The organism is Streptomyces sp. ID05-39B (assembly GCF_033794725.1).
GTDB lineage: Bacteria > Actinomycetota > Actinomycetes > Streptomycetales > Streptomycetaceae > Streptomyces > Streptomyces bobili.
In genome coordinates this window covers 1-19792 of record NZ_JARGEF010000155.1, presented here as the reverse complement: position 1 = coordinate 19792, position 19792 = coordinate 1, and the positions used below count along the sequence as shown (strand labels likewise).

Annotated in this window: 19 protein-coding genes, 3 tRNA genes and 2 pseudogenes; 10 read left to right on the top strand and 14 right to left on the bottom strand. The window is 70.2% G+C overall.

All coding sequences use genetic code 11. The annotated features are described in order from the left end of the window. Window positions 1–25 precede the first annotated feature (25 nt). The 4 genes from P1P75_RS27625 to P1P75_RS27610 form a co-directional block, all read right to left on the bottom strand. Window positions 26–1954 (bottom strand): ABC transporter ATP-binding protein, encoded by a 1929-nt coding sequence (locus tag P1P75_RS27625; RefSeq protein ID WP_319260215.1) that lies wholly within the window; start codon window positions 1952–1954, stop codon window positions 26–28. Beyond that, a complete protein-coding gene (locus P1P75_RS27620; RefSeq protein WP_319260212.1) occupies window positions 1954–3687 on the bottom strand; it encodes an ABC transporter ATP-binding protein in 1734 nt (577 codons plus the stop codon). The genes P1P75_RS27625 and P1P75_RS27620 overlap by 1 nt, the downstream gene beginning before the upstream one ends. Window positions 3688–3986: 299 nt before the next feature. Next, entirely contained in the window at window positions 3987–5441 is a 1455-nt protein-coding gene (locus P1P75_RS27615; RefSeq protein WP_319260209.1) for an FGGY family carbohydrate kinase, read from the bottom strand. Between the two features lie 51 nt (window positions 5442–5492). Further along, on the bottom strand, window positions 5493–5798 hold the full coding sequence (locus tag P1P75_RS27610) for a YtxH domain-containing protein (RefSeq protein WP_319260206.1): 306 nt from the start codon (window positions 5796–5798) through the stop codon (window positions 5493–5495). Window positions 5799–5958: 160 nt separating this feature from the next. Here P1P75_RS27610 and P1P75_RS27605 point away from each other — a divergent pair. The 3 genes from P1P75_RS27605 (at window position 5959) to P1P75_RS27595 (ending at window position 6350) form a co-directional block, all read left to right on the top strand. Next, window positions 5959–6031: transfer RNA gene (locus P1P75_RS27605), tRNA-Asn, on the top strand. A gap of 5 nt (window positions 6032–6036) precedes the next feature. Then, window positions 6037–6109 (top strand) — tRNA-Asn (locus P1P75_RS27600). 167 nt (window positions 6110–6276) lie between these two features. Continuing rightward, a tRNA-Ile gene (locus tag P1P75_RS27595) sits at window positions 6277–6350 on the top strand. Window positions 6351–6988: 638 nt separating this feature from the next. Here the strand turns inward: P1P75_RS27595 and P1P75_RS27590 are convergent. After that, a pseudogene (locus P1P75_RS27590) lies at window positions 6989–7151 on the bottom strand (NAD(P)-binding domain-containing protein); the annotation flags it as partial. A gap of 19 nt (window positions 7152–7170) precedes the next feature. On the opposite strand from P1P75_RS27590, the gene P1P75_RS27585 reads away from it, so the two are divergent. The 4 genes from P1P75_RS27585 to P1P75_RS27570 all read left to right on the top strand — a co-directional run bounded on the left by P1P75_RS27585 (window position 7171) and on the right by P1P75_RS27570 (window position 10524). Continuing rightward, window positions 7171–7365: a hypothetical protein gene (locus tag P1P75_RS27585; protein WP_319260203.1), complete on the top strand. Its 195-nt coding sequence runs from the start codon at window positions 7171–7173 to the stop codon at window positions 7363–7365. 297 nt (window positions 7366–7662) lie between these two features. After that, the gene (locus P1P75_RS27580; RefSeq protein WP_319260217.1) at window positions 7663–9099 is read left to right on the top strand and encodes a carboxylesterase family protein; all 1437 of its coding nucleotides are present in this window, start codon (window positions 7663–7665) and stop codon (window positions 9097–9099) included. Between the two features lie 59 nt (window positions 9100–9158). After that, window positions 9159–10181, top strand: a complete 1023-nt coding sequence (locus P1P75_RS27575) for a zinc-binding dehydrogenase (protein WP_319260200.1) — start codon at window positions 9159–9161, stop codon at window positions 10179–10181. A 43-nt stretch (window positions 10182–10224) separates the two neighbouring features. After that, the gene (locus P1P75_RS27570) at window positions 10225–10524 is read left to right on the top strand and encodes a hypothetical protein (RefSeq protein ID WP_319260197.1); all 300 of its coding nucleotides are present in this window, start codon (window positions 10225–10227) and stop codon (window positions 10522–10524) included. A 28-nt stretch (window positions 10525–10552) separates the two neighbouring features. On the opposite strand, the gene P1P75_RS27565 is transcribed toward P1P75_RS27570, so the two are convergent. Continuing rightward, on the bottom strand, window positions 10553–11488 hold the full coding sequence (locus tag P1P75_RS27565; protein WP_319260194.1) for an AraC family transcriptional regulator: 936 nt from the start codon (window positions 11486–11488) through the stop codon (window positions 10553–10555). A gap of 127 nt (window positions 11489–11615) precedes the next feature. Here P1P75_RS27565 and P1P75_RS27560 point away from each other — a divergent pair, with 127 nt between their 5' ends. Genes P1P75_RS27560 through P1P75_RS27550 form a run of 3 tightly spaced genes read left to right on the top strand, consistent with a single transcriptional unit; the run spans window position 11616 to window position 12569 of the window. Next, the gene (locus P1P75_RS27560; protein ID WP_319260191.1) at window positions 11616–12011 is read left to right on the top strand and encodes an MmcQ/YjbR family DNA-binding protein; all 396 of its coding nucleotides are present in this window, start codon (window positions 11616–11618) and stop codon (window positions 12009–12011) included. Next, a complete protein-coding gene (locus P1P75_RS27555) occupies window positions 12008–12364 on the top strand; it encodes an MmcQ/YjbR family DNA-binding protein (protein WP_319260189.1) in 357 nt (118 codons plus the stop codon). The genes P1P75_RS27560 and P1P75_RS27555 overlap by 4 nt, the downstream gene beginning before the upstream one ends. A gap of 55 nt (window positions 12365–12419) precedes the next feature. Further along, the gene (locus P1P75_RS27550) at window positions 12420–12569 is read left to right on the top strand and encodes a TetR/AcrR family transcriptional regulator C-terminal domain-containing protein (protein WP_319260186.1); all 150 of its coding nucleotides are present in this window, start codon (window positions 12420–12422) and stop codon (window positions 12567–12569) included. Window positions 12570–12899: 330 nt separating this feature from the next. On the opposite strand, the gene P1P75_RS27545 is transcribed toward P1P75_RS27550, so the two are convergent. The 8 genes and pseudogenes from P1P75_RS27545 to P1P75_RS27510 form a co-directional block, all read right to left on the bottom strand. Beyond that, window positions 12900–13313 carry a PIN domain nuclease gene (locus tag P1P75_RS27545; protein ID WP_319260184.1) on the bottom strand — a complete coding sequence of 138 codons (414 nt, stop codon included), beginning with the start codon at window positions 13311–13313 and terminating at the stop codon, window positions 12900–12902. Continuing rightward, the gene (locus tag P1P75_RS27540) at window positions 13310–13525 is read right to left on the bottom strand and encodes a type II toxin-antitoxin system VapB family antitoxin (protein WP_319260182.1); all 216 of its coding nucleotides are present in this window, start codon (window positions 13523–13525) and stop codon (window positions 13310–13312) included. Before P1P75_RS27540 ends, P1P75_RS27545 begins: the two co-directional genes overlap by 4 nt. 855 nt (window positions 13526–14380) lie before the next feature. Continuing rightward, window positions 14381–15148, bottom strand: a complete 768-nt coding sequence (locus P1P75_RS27535; RefSeq protein WP_319260179.1) for an enoyl-CoA hydratase-related protein — start codon at window positions 15146–15148, stop codon at window positions 14381–14383. A gap of 37 nt (window positions 15149–15185) precedes the next feature. After that, window positions 15186–16460 (bottom strand): hypothetical protein, encoded by a 1275-nt coding sequence (locus P1P75_RS27530; protein WP_319260176.1) that lies wholly within the window; start codon window positions 16458–16460, stop codon window positions 15186–15188. Continuing rightward, window positions 16460–18085 carry an amino acid adenylation domain-containing protein gene (locus P1P75_RS27525; RefSeq protein ID WP_319260174.1) on the bottom strand — a complete coding sequence of 542 codons (1626 nt, stop codon included), beginning with the start codon at window positions 18083–18085 and terminating at the stop codon, window positions 16460–16462. Before P1P75_RS27525 ends, P1P75_RS27530 begins: the two co-directional genes overlap by 1 nt. Before the next feature lie 317 nt (window positions 18086–18402). Then, a complete protein-coding gene (locus P1P75_RS27520; RefSeq protein ID WP_319260171.1) occupies window positions 18403–18552 on the bottom strand; it encodes a hypothetical protein in 150 nt (49 codons plus the stop codon). Window positions 18553–18745: 193 nt separating this feature from the next. After that, window positions 18746–19381: pseudogene (locus P1P75_RS27515) on the bottom strand (LuxR C-terminal-related transcriptional regulator); the annotation flags it as partial. Window positions 19382–19507: 126 nt separating this feature from the next. After that, window positions 19508–19792, bottom strand: a 285-nt coding sequence (locus P1P75_RS27510) for a peptidoglycan-binding domain-containing protein (RefSeq protein WP_319260169.1), incomplete at its 5' end; no start/stop codon positions are given.

Below are 19792 nucleotides of genomic sequence, written 5' to 3'. Positions count from 1 at the left end.
GGCAGGGGCGGCGGGGGCGAGAACGTCAGTCCACCTCCGCCACCGCCTGGACGAACTGCGCCTTGTACAGCCGCGCGTACGCCCCCTCGGCCGTCAGCAGATCCGTGTGCGTGCCCTGCTCGACGATCGCGCCGTTCTCCATCACCAGGATCGTGTCCGCGTCCCGGATCGTCGACAGCCGGTGCGCGATCACGAACGACGTCCGCCCGTGCGCCAGCTTCGCCATCGCCTTCTGGATCAGCACCTCGGTACGGGTGTCGACGGAACTCGTCGCCTCGTCGAGCACCAGGATCACCGGGTCGGACAGGAACGCCCGCGCGATGGTGATCAGCTGCTTCTCACCGGCGCTCACCCCGCTGCCCTCGCCGTCGATCACCGTGTCGTAGCCGTCGGGAAGGGTCCGGATGAACCGGTCGGCGTGAGCCGCCCGCGACGCCTCCTCGATCTCCCCGCGCGTGACCTCGCGCGCGGCGCCGTACGCGATGTTCTCCGCGATGGTGCCGCCGAACAGCCAGGTGTCCTGGAGCACCATGCCGATGCCGGTGCGCAGTTCGTCACGGGACATCCGCGCGATGTCGACGCCGTCGAGGGTTATCCGCCCGCCCGTGACGTCGTAGAACCGCATCAGCAGGTTGACCAGGGTGGTCTTGCCGGCGCCGGTCGGGCCGACGATGGCGACCGTGTGGCCGGGTTCGACGACCAGCGAGAGGTCCTCGATCAGCGGGGTGTCGGGGTCGTAGCGGAAGGACACGTGCTCCAGCGCGACCCGTCCGCGCAGCTCCTCCGGCCGCACGCCCGGCACCGGATCCGCCTGCTGCTCCTCCGCGTCCAGCAGTTCGAAGATCCGCTCGGCCGAGGCGACGCCCGACTGCACCAGGTTCGCCATCGACGCGACCTGCGTCAGCGGCATCGAGAACTGGCGCGAGTACTGGATGAACGCCTGCACGTCCCCGATGGACAGCGAGCCGGTGGCGACCCGCAGCCCGCCGACCACGGCGACCAGCACATAGTTGAGGTTCGACACGAAGAACATCAGCGGCTGCATGATCCCGCTGTTGAACTGCGCCTTGAACCCGGCCTCGTACAGCGCGTCGTTCTCCTCGGCGAACTGCCGGGCCGACTCGTCCTGCCGGCCGAACACCTTCACCAGCGTGTGGCCGGTGTACATCTCCTCGATGTGCGCGTTCAGCTTGCCGGTGGTGCGCCACTGCTGCACGAAGTGCGGCTGCGACCGCTTGCCCACGCGCGCGGCGACGACCGCCGACAGCGGCACGGTGACCAGCGCGACCAGCGCGAGGATCCACGACACCCAGAACATCATCGCCAGGACGCCGACGATGCTGAGCAGCGAGTTCACGAGCTGGCCCAGCGACTGCTGGAGCGTCTGCCCGATGTTGTCGATGTCGTTGGTCGCCCGCGACAGCACCTCGCCACGCTGGCGCTTGTCGAAGTACGACAGCGGCAGCCGCGACAGCTTCGTCTGCACGTCCTCGCGCATCCGGTACATCGTGCGGTTGACCGCCCGGTTGACCAGCCGGGTCGCCACCGCCATGAGCAGGCCCGCGACCACGAACACCACGAGGGCGAACAGCAGGACCCGGCCGACGGAGTCGAAGTCGATGCCCTGGCCGGGGGTGAAGTCGGTGCCGCGCAGCATGTCGGCGACATCGTCGTCACCGCGCTCGCGCATCGAGTCCAGGACCTGGTCCTTGGACGACCCGGCCGGCATCTCCCGCCCGACGATGCCGGCGAAGACCAGGTCGGTGGCCCGGCCGAGGATCTTCGGACCGATCACGTTGAGGCCCACGCTCAGGACGACGCAGAACAGCATCGCGTAGAGGGTGAGCCGCTCGGGTTTGAAGTGGCCGAGCAGCCGCCGGCCGGACACCTTGAAGTCCAGCGTGCGGCTCTCCGGCCCGGTCCCGGCCATCATGCGCCCCATGGGCCCGGCCATCAGGCAGCCTCCGCTTCCGTGAGCTGCGAGAGAACGATCTCGCGGTAGGTCTCGTTGTCCGCCATCAGTTCCTGATGGGTGCCCTCGCCCACGACCCGGCCCTCGTCGAGGACGACGATCCGGTCCGCCTCGCGGATGGTGGCCACCCGCTGGGCGACGATGACGACGGTCGCCTCGGCGGTCTCCCGGCCGAGGGCCGCCCTGAGCGCCGCGTCGGTGGCGTAGTCGAGGGCGGAGAAGGAGTCGTCGAACAGGTAGATCTCCGGGCGCTGCACGAGCGTGCGGGCGATGGCGAGCCGCTGGCGCTGACCGCCGGACACATTGGTGCCGCCCTGAGCGATCGGGGCGTTCAGCCCGCCCTCAAGCTTCCGCACGAACGCCTCGGCCTGCGCCACCTCCAGCGCGTGCCACAGCTCCTCGTCCGTCGCGTCCGGATTGCCGTACCGCAGGTTGGTGGCGACCGTACCGGCGAACAGGTACGGCTTCTGCGGCACGAGCCCCACGGTCCTGGCGAGGAGCGCCGCGTCGAGATGCGCCACCTCGACGCCGTCGACGAGGACCTGCCCGTCGGTGGCGTCGAACAGCCGGGGGACCAGCCCGAGCAGCGTGGACTTCCCACTGCCGGTCGAGCCGATGACGGCGGTCGTCTCACCGGGCCGCGCCACCAGGTCGACGCCCCTGAGCACGGGTTCCTCGGCGCCCGGGTAGCCGAAGCCGGCCCCCCGGATCTCCAGATGGCCGTGGCGCCGAAGCTCGCGCACCGGCGCCTTCGGCAGGACGACGCTGGACTCGGTGTCCAGGACCTCCTGGACGCGCTCGGCGCACACCTCGGCGCGCGGCACCATCATGAACATGAAGGTGGCCATCATCACGGACATGACGATCTGCATCAGGTAGGCGAGGAACGCGGTCAGGTCGCCGATCTGCATCTCGCCGCTGTCGATCCGGTGGGCGCCGAACCACACCACCGCGATCGACGACAGGTTCACGGTGGTCATGACCACGGGGAACATCAGCGCGAGCAGGTTGCCGGCCTTCAGCGAGATGTCGGTGAGGTCGGTGTTGGCCTTGCGGAAACGCTCCTCCTCGTAGCCGTCGCGGACGAACGCGCGGATGACGCGGTTGCCGGTGATCTGCTCGCGCAGCACCCGGTTCACCGTGTCCAGCCGCGTCTGCATGGACCGGAACAGCGGCCGCAGCCCCCGCACGATCAGCGTCACGCAGATGCCCAGCACCGGCACCACGGCGACCAGGATCCCGGAGAGCGGCACATCCAGGCCGAGGGCCATCACGATGCCGCCCACGCACATGATCGGCGCCGACACCATCAGCGTGAACGTCATCAGCGCCAGCATCTGGATCTGCTGGACGTCGTTCGTGGTCCTGGTGATCAGGGAGGGGGCGCCGAACTGGCCGACCTCGCGGGCCGAGAAGGACTGCACCCGGTCGAAGACGGCCGCCCGCATGTCCCGGCCGAGCGCCGAAGCCGTCCGGGCGCCGTAGTACACGGCACCGATGTTGCAGACGACCTGCACCAGCGAGATGCCGATCATGACGGCGCCGTAGGAAAGGATGTAACCGGTGTCACCGTTGACGACGCCGTCGTCGATGATGTCGGCGTTCAGCGTGGGCAGGTAGAGCGTGGCGCAGGTCTGGAGGAGCTGGAGAAGCACCAGCAGGGCGATGGGTTTCTTGTAGGGCCTGAGATAGGTCCGCAGAAGTCGTATGAGCACGCTACGTCTCTCGGAGTCGGCGGGGCTAGGGCCTGTCTGACGATTCCCGTCGTCGCCCGGAGGGCGGCCGCGCGGCGTCAGGTGCGTGCTCTCGAAGCGCCGGGCGTAGACCCTCGTACTGGACGTACTGGGGTCTGCGCCCGGTGCGGCGAGAGGGCGTGCATGGCGTCGCGTGGCAGACGGGAATTGTCAGACAGGCCCAGGGGCATTGGTTGCCCCTGGCCCCTATCGTCCGACACTCCACCGGTGTTACCTCAACCGATTAAGCCGACAGCGTTGTGCTATGAGAAGCCTGCGGCCTACGAGCGGAACGCCGTCGGATGCGTCTGCTCCCGCACCGACACGTACTGCTGCCGCACCGCCTGCCCCACGGCCAGCTCGTCGCCCGGGTCCAGCACCTGCGCCGCCGGACCCGGCCAGGCGGGCGGCTGCCGCGGATCGAGCGTGCCCTGCGACACCCCGAGCGCCCAGGCCGCCTGCCGCGCAGCCCCGATCGCCGCGTAGTCCGCGGGCTGCGGTACGACGACCTGGACCCCGAACAGCGCGGGCGCCGCGGCCTGCACGGCCGGCAGCTCGGCCGCCGCACCCAGCAGGAAGATCCGCCGCACCTCCACGCCCCGGCCGCGCAGCACGTCCAGCGCGTCCGCGAGCCCGCACAGCATGCCCTCGAACGCCGCACGGGCGAAATGCTCCGGCTTCATCGACTCGCGCCGCAGACCCGTCAGGGTGCCGGCGGTGTGCGGCAGGTTCGGCGTGCGCTCACCCTCCAGATAGGGCAGCAGCACCAGCCCGTGCGACCCCGGGGTCGACTTCATCGCCAGATCGGACAGCGCCTCCAGATCGGCCACCCCGAGCAGGTCGGTGGCCCCGCGCAGGGTCCGTACGGCGTTCAGCGTGGTGACGACCGGCAGATGCATGCCGGTCGCGTCCGCCAGAGAGGTGATCATCCCGATCTGGTCGATGAGAGCCTCACGGTGTACGGCCATCACGGACCCGGAGGCGCCCAGCGACACGACCGCGTCCCCGAGACCGATGCCCAGCCCGAACGCGGCGGCCATCGTCTCGCCGGTGCCGGCCGAGATCAGCAGGCCCTCCGGGGTCGTACCGGCCGCGTCGGAGGGCCCGATCACCTCGGGCAGCATGACCTGGTGACCGAGCGCCAGCTCCACCAGCTCGGGCCGGTAGCCGCCGATGGCCGCCGACCAGTAACCGGTTCCGGAAGCGCCGCCCCGGTCGGTGGTACGGCGCACCGGCCGCCCCAGCAACTGCCACACGAGCCAGTCGTGGGCCTGGAGCAGCACGGCGGTGCGCAGAGCCGCGTCGGGCTCGTTCTTCGCCATCCAGCGCAGCTTGGTCACCGGCTGAGCGGCCTGCGGCACGCTGCCGACCGCCTGCGCCCACGCCTCGCGCCCCCCGAGCGCGTCGATCAGATCGGCAGCCGCGACCTGCGCGCGCTTGTCGCCGCCGACCATGGCAGGGCGCACGGTGTTGCCCTGCGCGTCGAGCGGCACGATCGCGTTCTGCTGCGCCGACACGCCGATGGCCTGCACGCCTTCCAGCAGTCCGCCGCCGGCCGCCTCCCCGAGGGAGAGCAGCCAGGCCTGCGGATCCACGTCGGAAGGACGGCCGGCACCGTCAAAACCCTCCACCGGATGCGGCGCATAGCCCTGCCTGAGCACGGCCCCTGTGTCCGCGTCGCAGACGACGATGCGAGTGAATTCGGGCGAACTGTCCAACCCGGCGACTATCCCCATGGCCAAAATTCTGCCGCACCGCGGGGGGTGACCGCGTCGGCCCGGCCCGCCTCACCTATGACTGGTGCCCCAGTCGTCCGATCCGTCGCTGTGCGCGGACCGCTCCCGCAGGGACCGGACCCGGCCCGCGACGGACTCGGGCATCCGGTCACCGACCTTGTCACTGACCGCGTGGTACGCCTTGCCCGCGAACTGGCGGCTCTGCTGCGCCGCCGATTCCGCCGTGTTGCGCACGGCGGGGTTCTGCGCGACCTGCTGGGCGGACTTCTTCAACTGTTCGTAGCGCTCCCGCCCGGCCTTCGTGCCGAGCACGTAGCCAAGGGCGAGTCCGACGACGAATGTGAGCCGGTAGCGCATGACGGCCACCCTTCCCTCGTGTAGGTCTGCGGTAGGGCATCGGTGCCTGAGGGGAACCGATTGGCGGAGCACCCCCCTGCTTGCGCTAATGTATGTGTCGCAGACAGCGTCCGCCCCCTGGCGAATACCCAGGTGGGGGCGTTCGATGCAAACGAGGCATTCCTCCGTAGCTCAATTGGCAGAGCAGCCGGCTGTTAACCGGCAGGTTACTGGTTCGAGTCCAGTCGGGGGAGCTCGGTCCTCCGTAGCTCAATTGGCAGAGCAGCCGGCTGTTAACCGGCAGGTTACTGGTTCGAGTCCAGTCGGGGGAGCATCGTGATCGAGGACCCTTAGGGGTCCTTTTTCATGTCGCCGGGAACCGCGCAGGTCGCAGCGCGGTCCTCATGGTCAGCGGCGTCGGACCAGGCGGAGCGTGAGATCGTATGAGCGGCTATGCTGCGGCAGACGGCGCGCACACGTGTACGCGACACGCCGCTATGGGGCGGTAGCTCAGCCGGTTAGAGCAGCGGACTCATAATCCGCCGGCCGTGGGTTCGAGTCCCACCCGCCCCACCTGTGCAGGCTTCTGACCTGCGGAAACGTTCATTTTTGGGTGTCGGGCCGTCAACTTTGCCTGAACGGACTGAATCCGCTGCTCGTGAGTTCGGCTCCATTGTGGCCGGTATGAGTTCACATCGCTCTCACCTGCGCAGATGTTGTGTTCCGATGCTGGGGCAGGTTTCCGCGGGTGGCGTGTACGCGGCTTGGGCGCCGGATTCTGGACGCTGGCTGGACACGAGGATTCAGAAGTGCTGCCCGGGAACCATCGAGTGGGCGGCTCTGCCTGGCCGGCGGGGTACGGACACAGCCCGAACGGGGTGCGGTCCGAGTGGGGACGCGAAACCAGCCCGTACTGGAAACGGCCCAGAGAGGACCGACAGGCGGGGCGGGAGCGGCCGGGCTGGGCGGCTCCCGCACATACAGCCGCCGGTCTTCCTGCTCATCCCGTTCGTCCCGGGGCAGCGACGCCTACCGCTGAGGCGAGACCTGGTCCGCTGCCCGGGGCCGCCGAGCGCGTGCTGCTGGTGATCGCCGACGACGTGGCGTGGCTCGACAAGGCCGACGCGGCCGTCGTCAGGTTCGTCGTACGGCGCGTCACGGACGCTCCGATGTCGAGCACGACCTTGCCGGACAGTGCGACGGCGGGAAAGTTCCCGGTAGGGAGCCGGCGGGATGCTCGCCACGACCCGGTCACCGGCGTGGGCCGACTCCTCGGGTGTCGCGGCGCGGGCTCGCCGGCCGAGCTCGGCCACCGTCTCTGCCAGGGTCTGGGGACCGCGGGATCTGGACAGTAGGACGTCGGCCGACCGCGATCGCGAGCCGGGCGAGGTTCGTGACGAACGACGGCCTGCTGCGCCCCGATCTCACCGCCGAGGGGCTGGTCCTGTTCAGCGGCTCCCTGAGCCAGGCCGCCCTGCCGACCGGCGGCAGCCATCCGGGCCAGGGGCGCCGCCTCCTGCGCATCTCCCTCGACCGCCTCAGCACCGCAACACCACACCCCCTACGAGTCTCGGTGACAAGGGAGTAGGGCTCTCACCGCAGCGGGCGCTGTTCGCGCGAAGACGCCGGATCAAGAAGAGGAGACCGACCTCTTGCGGGAGGTCAGGCCGGCCCCGTTCGCCGACGATCCGGCCGTCAGCCTGCTGAGAGAAGTTCACGGCCTGCACCGGGATCTTGTTGCCGAAGTGTCACCTGCTGACCACCGGGTGACCGCCACTCCCCGGGCGCTTTGTCGGATCCCAGGAAACGATGGGAGACGTCACCGCTCGCAACCAGCCGCCGACACGCGGCGCGAAGCACCCGAACCGCGCTGGAAGGACATGTCATTACCGCTACCGCGCCCAAGGCTCCGACTGCACCAGGGGTGCGGTCCTGGTGGGGGATCCCGTACGCCACCGCCGAGCGGTACCGCCGGCCCGTGGTCGCGGATTTCGATCCGGACCGCCCTTATGACCGCAAGGGCGTCGTCTCTTTCCAGCCCGACAGCGGCGATTGGCTCGAAGCGGACAGCGGGATGGGCGAGGACTGTCTGAACCTGAACGTGTGGGCTCCCGAGGAGCCGGCCGGCAAGGCTTTGCCGGTGGCGGTGTACGTCCATGGCGGCGGATTCGAGTTCGGCGCGAACACACAGATCACGTCGAACGCCGCCGGACTCGCCGCGTCGGGGCGCGTGGTGGGTGTGTCGGTCAACTACCGGCTCGGCGCCCTGGGCGCGCTCTCGCTCTCGCAATACGGCGGGCGGCTCGCCGAGGCCAGCAACCTTTTCCTGCAGGACGTCATCGCCGCGCTGAACTGGGTCAAGCGGAAGATCGCCCACTTCGGCGGCGACCCCGACCAGGTCACGGTCTACGGCCACAGCGCCGGCGCCTATTCCACCTTCGGTCTGCTCGGCGCCTCCTCCGCCGACGGCCTGTACCGGCGTCTGGCCGGGTTCTCCGGCGGGCCCGCTCGCAGCGTCCCGGCCTGGTGGGCCGAGGAGCTCGCGCACCGGTTCGTCACCGAACTCGGCGTAGCGGACAACCCGGAGAAGCTGCTCGACCTCGACGCGGTCTCCCTGAGGGACGCCCTGCGGAAGGTCGCCCCGACGGACCTCGGGGTCCGCGGCGGGGTGGACAACAAGGCCACCGGCGTCGTCCTGGACATCGGGCAGCCGGGCGCGGTGGTGCACGCCCATCCCATGGACGTCCTGGCCTCGGGCGCGCACCGCGATGTCGACGTGCTGCTGAGCATGGCGAGTGACGACATGGGCTGGTGGGTGGCGAACGACCTCGACCGCTTCGACCCGGGCACCGTCGACCGCGTCGTCGACGAGGTCGCGGGGTGGCGTATTTCCCGCTCCCGCGCGCAGAAGATCGTCGACGCCTACGACCAGGGCGGCCGCACCCCGGCCGAGGTCCGCGCCGCGGTCATGGCCGACTACCTCTTCGCGCTCCCTGCCGCCCGCGGCGCCCTGGCGCACGCCGCCGCGGGCGGCAACGCCCATCTCCTGATGATCGGGCCCGCCGAGGGCGCCCCCGCTGTGCACGGCACCGAGATGTACGCCCTCGTCGGGCAGGAACAGCCGGGCCGCAGCGCCGAACAGGCCGAGCGTGACACGCGGATCCGCGACATCGTCCTCGACTTCGCCACCGGTGAGCAGACCCGGCTGTGGCCCGCTGTCACAGACCGGCCCGCCGCGGAAACCGTCGGCAACTCTCCTTTCGAGGGCACCGCCCACTACCAGCAGGTCCTCGACCTCTGGGAAGGCATCGCCCGCCCCTGACGGCCGACGGGCGATACGGAACAGCGCAGGGGACGACGACACGGAGTGAGGTACTCGGTATGAGCCAACCGACAGCAGGCGCCGACGCTGCACCGGCGACGATGCGGGCCGTCGTCGTCACCCGGCCCGGCGGCCTCGATGCACTGGAGATCAACAATGTGCCGGTGCCCGTCCGCGAGCCCGGCTGGGTGCGGGTCAGGGTGAAGGCGTTCGGCGTCAACGAGTCCGAGGTCACCACCCGCAAGGGCGAGTCGGACGCGGTGGTCACCTATCCGCGTGTGCCCGGCATCGAGGGCGTCGGCGTGGTCGACGAGGCCGACGAGGACAGCGGGCTGCGGCCGGGACAGCAGGTGGCCACGATGATGGGCGGCATGGGCCGCTCGTACGACGGCGCGTACGCCCAGTACGTCACCGTCCCCGCCGGGCAGGTCATTCCGTTCGAGACGAGCCTGCCGTGGGACGTCGTCGGCGCCCTGCCCGAGATGTTCCAGACCGCCTACGGATCCCTGACCCGCGGCCTGGACCTCAAAGCCGGGCAGACGCTGCTGATCCGCGGCGGCACCTCCACGGTCGGGCTGAGCGCGGCCACCATCGCGAAGGACCTCGGCGCCACCGTCATCTCCACCACCCGCAGCGCCGGCCGGGCCGGGGAACTGCGGGCCGCGGGCGTCGACCATCCTCTCGTCGACAACGGCAGTCTCGCCGACCAGGTGCGCGAGCTGATCCCGGACGGCGTCGACGCCGCACTGGAGCTGGTGGGCTGCTCGGTCCTCGCCGACACCCTCAACGCCGTCCGCCGGCACGGCACCGTCTGCTTCACCGGAGCCCTGGCAGGCCAGTGGTCCATCCCGGACTTCACCCCGTTCATGATCCCCTTCGGGGTACGCCTGACCTCCTACGGCGGTCAGGCCGCCGACCTCCCGGCCGACGTCTTCGCCCACCAGCTCCAGGCCATCGCCGCGGGACGCCTCAACGTCCCGGTCGCGAGGGTCTACCACGGCCTGGAACAAGTCCGAGACGCCCAGGCCGACCTCGAATCCGGTGCCACGCCGGGCAAGCACGTCGTCGTTCTGGACGACTGAAGGAGCCACATCCCCTGGTTCGCCGACAGGCACCGGCTGGGGCATGCACAAAGAAGGGGGGGACGCCGTGGGCGTCAACAAGGAAGAAGTCAGCAAGACCATCATCGAGCTGGAGAAGTCGTACAACGAACGCTTCAGCGTCGGCGACCCGGGCGGCTACCTGGACGGCTTCGCGGACGAGGTGAGCTCCTTCGACCCGATCCTCGAGAACATCGTCGTCGGCAAGGAGAAGACCGTGGCGTGGCTGTCGTCCATCTGCTCCGACCCGCACATCGTGCGCAGCGAGTACCTCAACCCGACCTGGGCGTTGACGCAGACCGCGAAGGCAGCCGTCTCCTCCTGACGGGCAAGGCGCCTCCGCCGCGTTTGCGTCACGCGCCGGTCCTCGCCTCGCGGGCAGCGAAGGCGGCCGGGGTGAGGCCGGTGCGGTCGCGGAAGAAGCGGCCGAAGTTCGCGGGGTCGGTGAAGCCGAGGTGGACGGCCACCGTCCGGGCATCCCACCGGGCGCTTCCCAGCAGGCGCCGGGCTTCCAGGAGGCGCCGCCCGTCGATGAGTTCACGTACCCCCTTGCCGGTGGCGTCCCGGGCGGCACGGCTCAGGGTGCGGACCGAGCAGTCGAGCAGCTCGGCGTAGTCCGCGGCTTGGTGCAGCTCCCGGAAGTGCAGTTCCAGGGCGTCCAGGAAGCGTCCGTACCGGTCGGAGCGGCCCGTGCCGGCCGTGGCCGTGCCGGTGGGGGTGATGTCCGGGACGTTGGTCAGGCGCAGCAGCAGCGATTCGAGCAGGCTGCGGCGCAGGGCGTGGTGGATGTCGAGGGGGCGGTGCCCGAGTGCGCGGTGTTCGTCCAGGAGTTGGAGCGCCGTCTGCTGGAGCCAGGCGGTTTCGTCGGGGCGCGGGCTGAGCACGGCCGGGGCGTCGTGCGCGGTGAGCGGGGCCAGCAGACGGGCGATGTCGGGCCGCAGGACGTCCGGTTCGAACAGGACGAACGGGCCGCGGGCGGAGCCGGGCGGATGAAAGCACAGCGTGTGTCCGGGACGCACCCACAGCCACTGGCCGGGGGCGATGGTCCGCGTGACGTGGTCGACGTCGTGCCGCAGCTCGCCCTCGGTGACCGCGATCAGGTAGTGGAAGGTGGCGCGGACCGGACGGGGCGGGTTCCACGGCCAGTCGTCGTGCTGGGCGAAGAAGTCCTCGATGGTGTTCACCTCAAGGCCGTACGGAGTACCGACCGGGGGCTGGAAACCGTACAGCGGAACCGCGGCCGGTTCAGCCTGTCCGCTTGGGCCGGGGTGTCGCTTGTCGACCATCATGTGTCCGCAGCCTACTGCGCCTTATGTCGGTCTCGGGGAGAGAGTGGGAGGCGCCGCCACGACCGCGCGGCGCGCCACTCGCGTCATGGGACGCCCAGCCTGCGCTCACCCGATGAAGGAAACGTTCGTGAACGAAACGACCCTGCACAAGACCGCCGCCGCCTGCGCCGAGACGCTTCCCGGAGCCCAGCTTGAGCATCCCTTCGGTGACGACTGGGAGGTTTTCAAGGTGCGCGGCAAGGTGTTCATGCTGATGACCGAGGTCCCAGGGCGTCCCGTCGTGATCCTCAAGGCGGACCCCGGCGAGGCCCACGCCCTGCGGGAGCAGTACCGCCACATCACCCCCGGCTATCACATGAACAAGAAGCACTGGATCACCCTGGAGGGCGGGGAGGGTGTCGACGAGGAGCTCGTCAGGGAGCTCGTCACCGACTCCTACCGGCTCGTGGTCGCTCACCTGCCCAGGGCCGAGCGGCCCGTCGACCCGCACACTTACGGCACCGGCACGCGGGCGGCCCGGTGAGCGCGGCCGGTGACCGGCTCCAGGACACCGCCCGCCAGGCGGCCCTCGCCCTTCCCGACGTCAGCCACGGATACCCCTTCACCCCCAGACTCGACGTGTACAAGGTCGCGGGCAAGGTGTTCCTGATCGTCACCGACGACCCGGACGACCAGATCATCACGGTCAAGTGCGAACCCGAACACGCCCGCGCGCACGTACGCGGCTACGCCTCGATCACACCGGGCCGCTACCTCGACAAACGCCACTGGGTCTCGCTCGGGCCTGGCCCCGGCATCACCGAGCGGCTGGTCACCGACGCGGTCGAGGATTCCTACGACCTGGTCGCCGAGCGGCTGCCGCGACCAACTCCTTGAGTGCGTCGGGCGCGACGCCGGCGTGTAGTCCGCGAACCACCAGCCCGCATCCGCAGTGGCCGAACAGTTCCTCGGCATGATCTGCGGCCAGTTCCTGTGGCCCCAGCTCGTACGCACCGACTTCGTCCCGCCCGACCCCACCGACACCGCGATCGTGGACGAAGCCGTCGCCCTCATGCTCGCCCGCTATCGCACCGGATCCTGAACCCCGGACCACCAGTTCACGCTGCAAGGACCCCAATACGTCGCCCTCCGGGAGCAGCTACACGTATGGGTGACTCGACCGACAACGAATAGCGGCGAGCGCGGCCGGTCCTACCAGTAGCCAACAGCGGTCGACAGCTGAGCCGGGACCCTGGCCTGCCGGTACGCGTGCCGCGCCCCGGACTCGGTGTCGGCAAGGGCGACTCGGTCCGCGGGGCCGGCGCGAGGGCGCGGAACGAGGGCCGTCCGGCAGTGGGGGCATCGCCGTGATACAGCCTCAGGTGGGCGGTCGGCGAGAGGCCTGGCGCCCGTCCGTGCGACCGCGCGGACGCTACTGCCTGAGGTCGATCATGCGGACCGGCTGCCCCGTCGTGCGAGCAATGGTTTCGAAGTCGCGGTCGCAGTGGAGCAGGGTGAGGCCTGCTTCTTCCGCGGCGGCGGCCACCAGGAGATCGACGGGGCCCGCACTGCGGTGTTCCCCTTTGGTGGTCAGTTGTTCCTGGACGATGCGGGAGCGGCGGTAGATGCCGTCAGGCATGGGGCACCACACGTAGTGGGCGTCGAGTGCAGCCTTCAGTCGCGCGCGGTCCGCGGCTGAGCGGGCGGAGTAGAGGACCTCGAGTTCCGTGATGTCGCAGATCGAGACGAGGCCGGCGCCGATCCTGTCGTCCCACTCAGCCGTGGTCTGGCGGAGCAGGACGCGGGCGAGGGCGGAGGTGTCGATGAGGTAGTCGGCGACGGTCACGGCCGGTACTGGTTCTTGTCCAGGAGAATGTCGATGTCCAGGGCTCCGTCGGTCACCAGTTGCCGGGAGTCTTCGAGCGCGCGCAGGCGCCGGTAGCGGGCGGTGACCTCGCGCAGGGCGGTGTTGATGGTGTCGCGCTTGGTGGTGGTGCCGAGTTCCTTGGCGGCTTCTTCCAGTGCCTCGTCGTCGAGGTCGATCACGGTGCGGCTCAAGATGGCCTCCTCATGCACACTGCGGCGTATATCAATATACATGATCGATTGTATATTGATGAGCTCGCGCACACGGCGGTGCCGGAGCCAGGGTGCATGCCCAGCTCACCCGGGCCGAGCACCGTGACCGCGCCGCAGGCGACGCAGACAAGGGACTTGTTGTCCGGCATGACCGCACGTCGTACGCCCCGACGGCTCTCTGCGGATCCGCTACGGAGCCCTCTTCGACCTCGTCGTACCGCCGGACGCGGTCGCCTCGGTCCGGGGCGACCGGCGATCCCCCGAGGGCCGCCTGATCACCCTCTCCGAGGACGGGGTCCTCGACCTCATCGTGGGCAGCCAGACCTCGGCCCGTCGTCACGGCCGCACGTCGATGTCCCGCGTGCGCGTCCTGTCGACCACCGGCTCCGCAGGCGTCCGGTGGTCCGACCCGGTGGCCCTTCCCGACCGTCGCGAACCGGCCCGTCAGTGCCGTCCACGTCGTCCCGGCCGGGTTCGGCGAGCGGCGGGACGGCGAGCTGATTGCCGAAGAAGCCCCTGCCGACCGTGCTGGTACCGGCGCTGGTCCACGGCCACGCCGGCTGTCCACCGAACGCGACCGGCCGCACTCTCCGCCCGCCGCTACCCCACCGATCCCGCCCACCGTCCCCGCCGCTCCTGTCGCTCCTGTCGTCCTCGTCCCCGACTTCGTCATGTTTCGACGACCTCGCTCGAGGGTGCCCCGGACATCCGGCAGCGCCCTGATCCGACCCCGGCCCTGTCCCCCACGGGATCCGGACCGACCACCCGCACATGACGCGGGGCGGCGGACCGAGACCCCGTCCACCGCCCCGCTCACCGGGTCGACTGACCCCGTCAGCGCCCCTTGAACACAGGCGCCCTCTTCTCCATGAACGCGCTCATCCCCTCCCTCTGGTCCTCCGTCGCGAACAGTGCGTGGAACACGCGCCGTTCGAAAAGGAGCCCGTCGCGCAGACCGGTCTCCAGGGCCCGGTCGACCGACTCGCGGGCGGCCGTGACGGCCGGGCGGCCGTAGGAGGCGACGGCCGCGGCGGCTTCCGTGGCCTCGGTGAGGACGCGGTCGTCCGGGACCACCCGTGACACCAGGCCCGAGGCCTGCGCCTCGCGGGCGTCCATCGTGCGGCCCGTGAGGATCAGGTCCATGGCCTTGGCACGGCCGACCAGGCGGGTGAGCCGCTGGGTGCCGCCGATGCCGGGGATCACGCCGAGCTTGATCTCCGGCTGGCCGAAGACCGCCGACTCGCCCGCGATGATCAGGTCGCACATCATCGCGAGTTCGCAGCCACCGCCCAGCGCGTAGCCGTTGACCGCCGCGATCTTCGGCGTTCGCAATCCGGCGAACTCCTCCCAGCCCGCGAAGTAGTCCTCCGCGGCCATGTCCACGGCCGACTTCCCGGCCATCTCCTTGATGTCGGCACCGGCCGCGAAGACCTTCTCCGAACCGGTGACGACGAAGCAGCCGACGTCCGGGTCCTGGTCCAACGGGCCCAGTATGTCGAGGAGTTCGGCCAGCAGCTCGCTGCTGAGGGCGTTCAGGACGTGCGGCCGGTGGAGTCGTACGGTGACCACGCGGTCATGACGTTCGATCTTGAGGGTGTTCATCGGCTCTCCTTGATCTCCCTTCTTTCCTGATGGCCTCTCACGAGTCCCAGATCGCGCCGTACGCGGGAATGCCCCGCCGTTCGAGACCGTGAACGACCTGCCAGGTCAGCTTTCTGTTGGAGATGCAGATGACAGCTTCGGCACCGAAGTCGCGGTACGCGGTGAACGCGAGCCGCACCATGTCCGGTTTGCCGTGCTGCGAGGTGTCCCAGACCAGTGCGTCCGGCTGGACGGCGAGGATCTCGTCGACCAGGCCGTCGCCATAGGTCCTGCGGGGGTCGCGCGTCGCCCACACGAGCCGTGAGGGCACCTCGGCGGCCAGTAGATGCGGCAGGCAGGGACCGATACCGCTGCCGGTGGCGACGTAGATCACCTTGCTGAACAGGGTCTCGATATTGGCGACCCCGGCCGTGGTGATGCCCTTGACCCAGACCCTCGCGGGCGCGTCGTCGATGAACGAGCCCGTCCAGTCGCCCGCGCGGGAGATGGTCAGCCGGAAGCCGGGTTCGCCGGGTGAGGGCACGTTGGCGAAGGAGTGCCACTCGGTGAGCGGGCTGCGGCTGATGGCGGTGGACGACCCCGCGAAGGGGGTCACGCCGTGGTCGAAACGGGCCAACGCGACGTGCGTGGAGGGTCGTTCGATCCGTACGTCCACCTTGCGCAGCCGCAGCCAGGGCAGGGCGACGCTGAAGGTGGCCACGGCCAGCACGCCGAGGGCGACCGGCCCCTGCGCGCCCAGCAGCGTATGCGTCCAGAACAGTGCGAGGGCGCTCCAGCCGCCGAAGCGGTGGACCTTCTCGAAGTGGTCGTGGAAGCGGGAGCGGAAGGGCGGCAGGGCGGTGGCGACGATGACGACGAGCAGGGCGACGAGCACCCAACTCACGGAGACCAGCGGCGGGTTGGTGCCGTCGACGGTCGCGAGGACCGCCCCCGCCAGGAACCACGCCGCTCCGGCCAGTGCCCCGCCCACGTGCAGTCCGCCGAAGTGGTACACCTTGCCGAGCGTCCACCGCGCCTTCAGCGGCCAGCTCGTGGGAGCCCAGGTCGCCAGCCGGAAGAAGAGGTTGACGACGTACTGCTGCCGTACGACCACCGCGAGCGCGAGGTTCACGAGGGACGCGTAGCCGATGGTTTCGGCGTCCGGTGCCCAACTCGCCGTCATGAAAGCGATGTTGGCCAGTATTACCAGGGCCGCCAGGCGGTTGTAGTGCATCAGGCGGGGGTGCTTGAGGAGGCGACGGGGCGCGGACGTGAGCGGAGGGAGTTCGGCGAGAGCGTGCGTCGTGCCTCCCGCCTCGACGGACGGCGTCATCAGGCGGCCCCCTCTCGCACCGCCGACACCGGCAGCAGGGGTGCCCCCTCGCCAGGAACCGGCACCGCCCGTGCGGCCTCCTCCCGCTCCGCCGCCAGCCGCAGCAGTGCCGCCCGGTCGACCTTGCCCCGGTCCGTCTCCGGCAGCGCGGCCACCGGGAGGACAGTGGCCGGCACGCAGTAGTACGGCAGTACGTCGGCCACCGCGCGCCGGGCCGTGTCCGGGTCGACGTCGGCCGGGCAGACGAAGGAGATCAGGCTGCGGGCGTCCCGCTTGAGCGTGACGGCGCGCGAGCAGCCCGCCACCGACTCCAGCACCGAGGAGACGGAGTCGAGTTCCACGCGGAAGCCGCGGACCTTGACCTGGTCGTCGGTACGGCCCAGATGCTCGAGTTCGCCGTCCGGCGTCCAGCGGCCGAGGTCGCGGGTACGGAACATGCGGTGTTCGCCGCCGAGGAAGGGGTCGGGGGCGTACCGCTCGGCGTTCAGCGCCTCGTTGTCCAAGTAGCCCGCCGATACGCAGTCGCCGCCGGCCCACATCTCGCCGACCTCACCGATGGGCAGCGCACGCCGGTGCTCATCAAGGACGTACACCGTGTTGTTGGGGGTGGGGCGGCCGATCGTGAGCAGTACGTCGTCCACGTGGTGCCGGCGCATCGTGTTGACGATCGTCGTCTCCGTGGGCCCGCAGGAGTTGTGGAATGCGGAACGCCGCGCCCAGGCGTCCGCGAGCGGGCGCGGGCACGGCTCGCCCGCGACCGCCACCGTCCGTACACGGGGGCAGCCGGCCGGGTCGATCCCGGACAGCACCGTCGGCGTCGCGATCAGCACGTCCGCCGTACGGGCCGCCGTCGCGACGTCCTTGCCGCGGACGACGAGCGTGCCGCCGTGGGCGAGACAGCCGAGGATCTCCCAGGCGGCCATGTCGAAGGCGATGTTGAGGAGCTGGGCGACCCGGTCACCGGGGCGGATGCCCAGGTCGCCGGGCTCGGTGAGGAGGATGTTCGCGACGTTGCGGTGGGTGACCTTCACCCCGTTGGGCTTGCCGGTCGTGCCGGAGGTGAACAGGACGTAGCACCCGTCGTCCGGGCGTACGGGGCGTGAGGGGCGTACGGGCCGCCCGGGATGGACCTGCCCTTCCGTGGGGAGGCTGGTGAGATCGTCGTCGTCCAGGGTGATCAGCCGGTGTCCGGTGTCAGGCGGAGGCACCCGCAGCGTGTGCTCCGACTGGGTGAGGACGACCCGGGTTCCGGCGGTGCGGATGACGTGCCGCAGCTGGGCGGTGGGCGTGAGGCCGATGTCCTGCGGGACGTACGCGGCGCCGGCCTTCAGCGTGCCGAGCAGTCCGACGAGCATCGGGATGGAGCGGCGTACGAAGAGGCCGACGTGATCGCCGGGCCGTACGCCCGCCCGTAGGAGTCTGGCCGCGAGCCGGTCGGCACGACGGTTCAGCTCGCCGTACGTGATCGTCGTGCCCTGGTGCTCGGCGGCGACGGCGTCGGGCGCGGCAGCGGCCTGCCGTTCGACGGCGTGGTGGACGAGGGGGTCGGGGACGGGGACGTCAGGACCTTGGCCGAACTGCCAGAACAGGGCCCTGTCTTGGAGGGACAGATGGCTCAGGGGCATGCTTCACAGACCTCCTGGCTGTGGGGGGAAGATGCCTCGGGCGACTGAACGCGGACGTGCGTCGATATGTCGAGCATCGTGCGGAGGTGCGGAGGTGCGGAGGTGCGGAGGTGCGGAGGTGCGGAGGTGCGGAGGTGCGGAGGTGCGGAGGTGCGGAGGTGCGGGGCCGCGGCACCGGAGTGCGGTGGCGGCTCCAACAGCTTTAACGTTCAATGTGGGCCGCGTCACTGGGAAAACCAGTCACATGACTGTACTTACGGCACATCGACAGCTTCCGTACAGGAAGGCGACAGGAACCTCACAGCAGCGCCGAGGCTTCACGGGTGCAGTACGGCCTTCCCTCCGACCCGGATGCCGGTGCGCTCACCGGGCTGTACGGCGAGGGGGCCGGGGGCGCGGATGTCCACGGGGTGGTCCAAGCCGTCGACCGTCACCGTGACCATCGCGTCGTGGCCGTAGAAAAGCACGTCGGTGACGGTGCCGCCGACGGCGGCGGACGCGGGATCGGTGAGCTCCGAGCGACCTGCGGCTGAGCCGAGCCACCCGCGGCTGAACGGAGCGACCCGCGGCTGAGCTAAGCGACCCGCGGCTGAGCCGAGCGCCGCGCGGCTGAGCCGAGCCACCCGCGCCCTGCCTGGCCACGAACCGGGGGCTGTCGGGTCACGGGCAGGGAGGAAGCCAGCCCTGCTGGACGGCGCGTACGCCGGCCTCGAAGCGGCTGCGGGCGTTGAGGCGGTCCATCAGTTCGGAGGCGATCCGCCGGGCCGTGCGGTGCGAGACGCCGAGCCGCTTGGCGATCGTCTCGTCGGTGTGGCCCTCGGCCAGCAGACGCAGCGTGGTCGCCTGCTGGCCGGTGAGGCCGTGGGGGTCTGTGGGGGCGACCTCGCCGAGCGGCTGGGCGCCGTCCCAGGTGGTCTCGAAGAGCGCACACAGCGCGGTGAGCGTGCCGTGCCCGGTCAGGAGGACCGCTCCCGCGGCGCTGTCATCACCGCTGACGGGGATCATGGCGATCCGCCGGTCCATGATGATCATGCGAGTGGGCAGCGACGGGACCGTGCGGACCAGACCGCCCAGACCGGCCGGCCAGGTGGCGTGTTCGACGGTGGGCCGGTTGGCGCGGACGCTGTCGAGGTAGATGGTCCGCATGCGTACACCGCGGCCGAGGAGGTCCTCGTTGAGTGGCCGGGACGCTGCCATGTTCTCGGCGGTCTGCGGCCCACCCGGCGCGAAAGCCAGGAACTCCTCGGTGACCTCACGGGTGAGCAGCGTCAGCCGGTCGCGGATCTGGTCGAGCCCGCGGGTGGTGCGCCCGGTGGCAAGAACTACTTTTGCCGCAGGTCAGTGGCGTGAGAAGAGGCATTGGCTGGACGTAAGCGGTCCTGGCCGGTTGCGTCCTGACACGGCCTCGAGCGGGGAGCGGCGTCAGTCTTCGCCGCGCAGGGCCGTCCAGGTGCCGTGGCCGACGATGCCGTCGACCGTCAGGCCCCTGTCGCTCTGGAAACCGCGTACGGCGGTTTCCGTGCCGGAGCCGAAGACGCCGTCGGCGCCGCTGTCACCGATGCCGTAGCCGCGCTTGGAGAGCATGCACTGGACCTGGAGAACGCGTTTGCCGGTGTCGCCCCGGCGGGTGCGGCCGTTGCCGGAGTAGTGGGTGCAGTCGGCGTTCCAGGGCGCGGTCGCGGGCTCCGCGGTGGGGCTGCTCGGGGC

Excerpts from the sequence above, each read along its gene's own strand:
- P1P75_RS27625 (WP_319260215.1), bottom strand. The coding sequence starts at position 1,954 with ATGGCCGGGCCCATGGGGCGCATGATGGCCGGGACCGGGCCGGAGAGC.
- P1P75_RS27615 (WP_319260209.1), bottom strand. The coding sequence starts at position 5,441 with ATGGGGATAGTCGCCGGGTTGGACAGTTCGCCCGAATTCACTCGCATC.
- P1P75_RS27610 (WP_319260206.1), bottom strand. The coding sequence starts at position 5,798 with ATGCGCTACCGGCTCACATTCGTCGTCGGACTCGCCCTTGGCTACGTG.
- P1P75_RS27575 (WP_319260200.1), top strand. The coding sequence starts at position 9,159 with ATGAGCCAACCGACAGCAGGCGCCGACGCTGCACCGGCGACGATGCGG.
- P1P75_RS27570 (WP_319260197.1), top strand. The coding sequence starts at position 10,225 with ATGCACAAAGAAGGGGGGGACGCCGTGGGCGTCAACAAGGAAGAAGTC.
- P1P75_RS27565 (WP_319260194.1), bottom strand. The coding sequence starts at position 11,488 with ATGATGGTCGACAAGCGACACCCCGGCCCAAGCGGACAGGCTGAACCG.
- P1P75_RS27535 (WP_319260179.1), bottom strand. The coding sequence starts at position 15,148 with ATGAACACCCTCAAGATCGAACGTCATGACCGCGTGGTCACCGTACGA.
- P1P75_RS27530 (WP_319260176.1), bottom strand. The coding sequence starts at position 16,460 with ATGACGCCGTCCGTCGAGGCGGGAGGCACGACGCACGCTCTCGCCGAA.
- P1P75_RS27525 (WP_319260174.1), bottom strand. The coding sequence starts at position 18,085 with ATGCCCCTGAGCCATCTGTCCCTCCAAGACAGGGCCCTGTTCTGGCAG.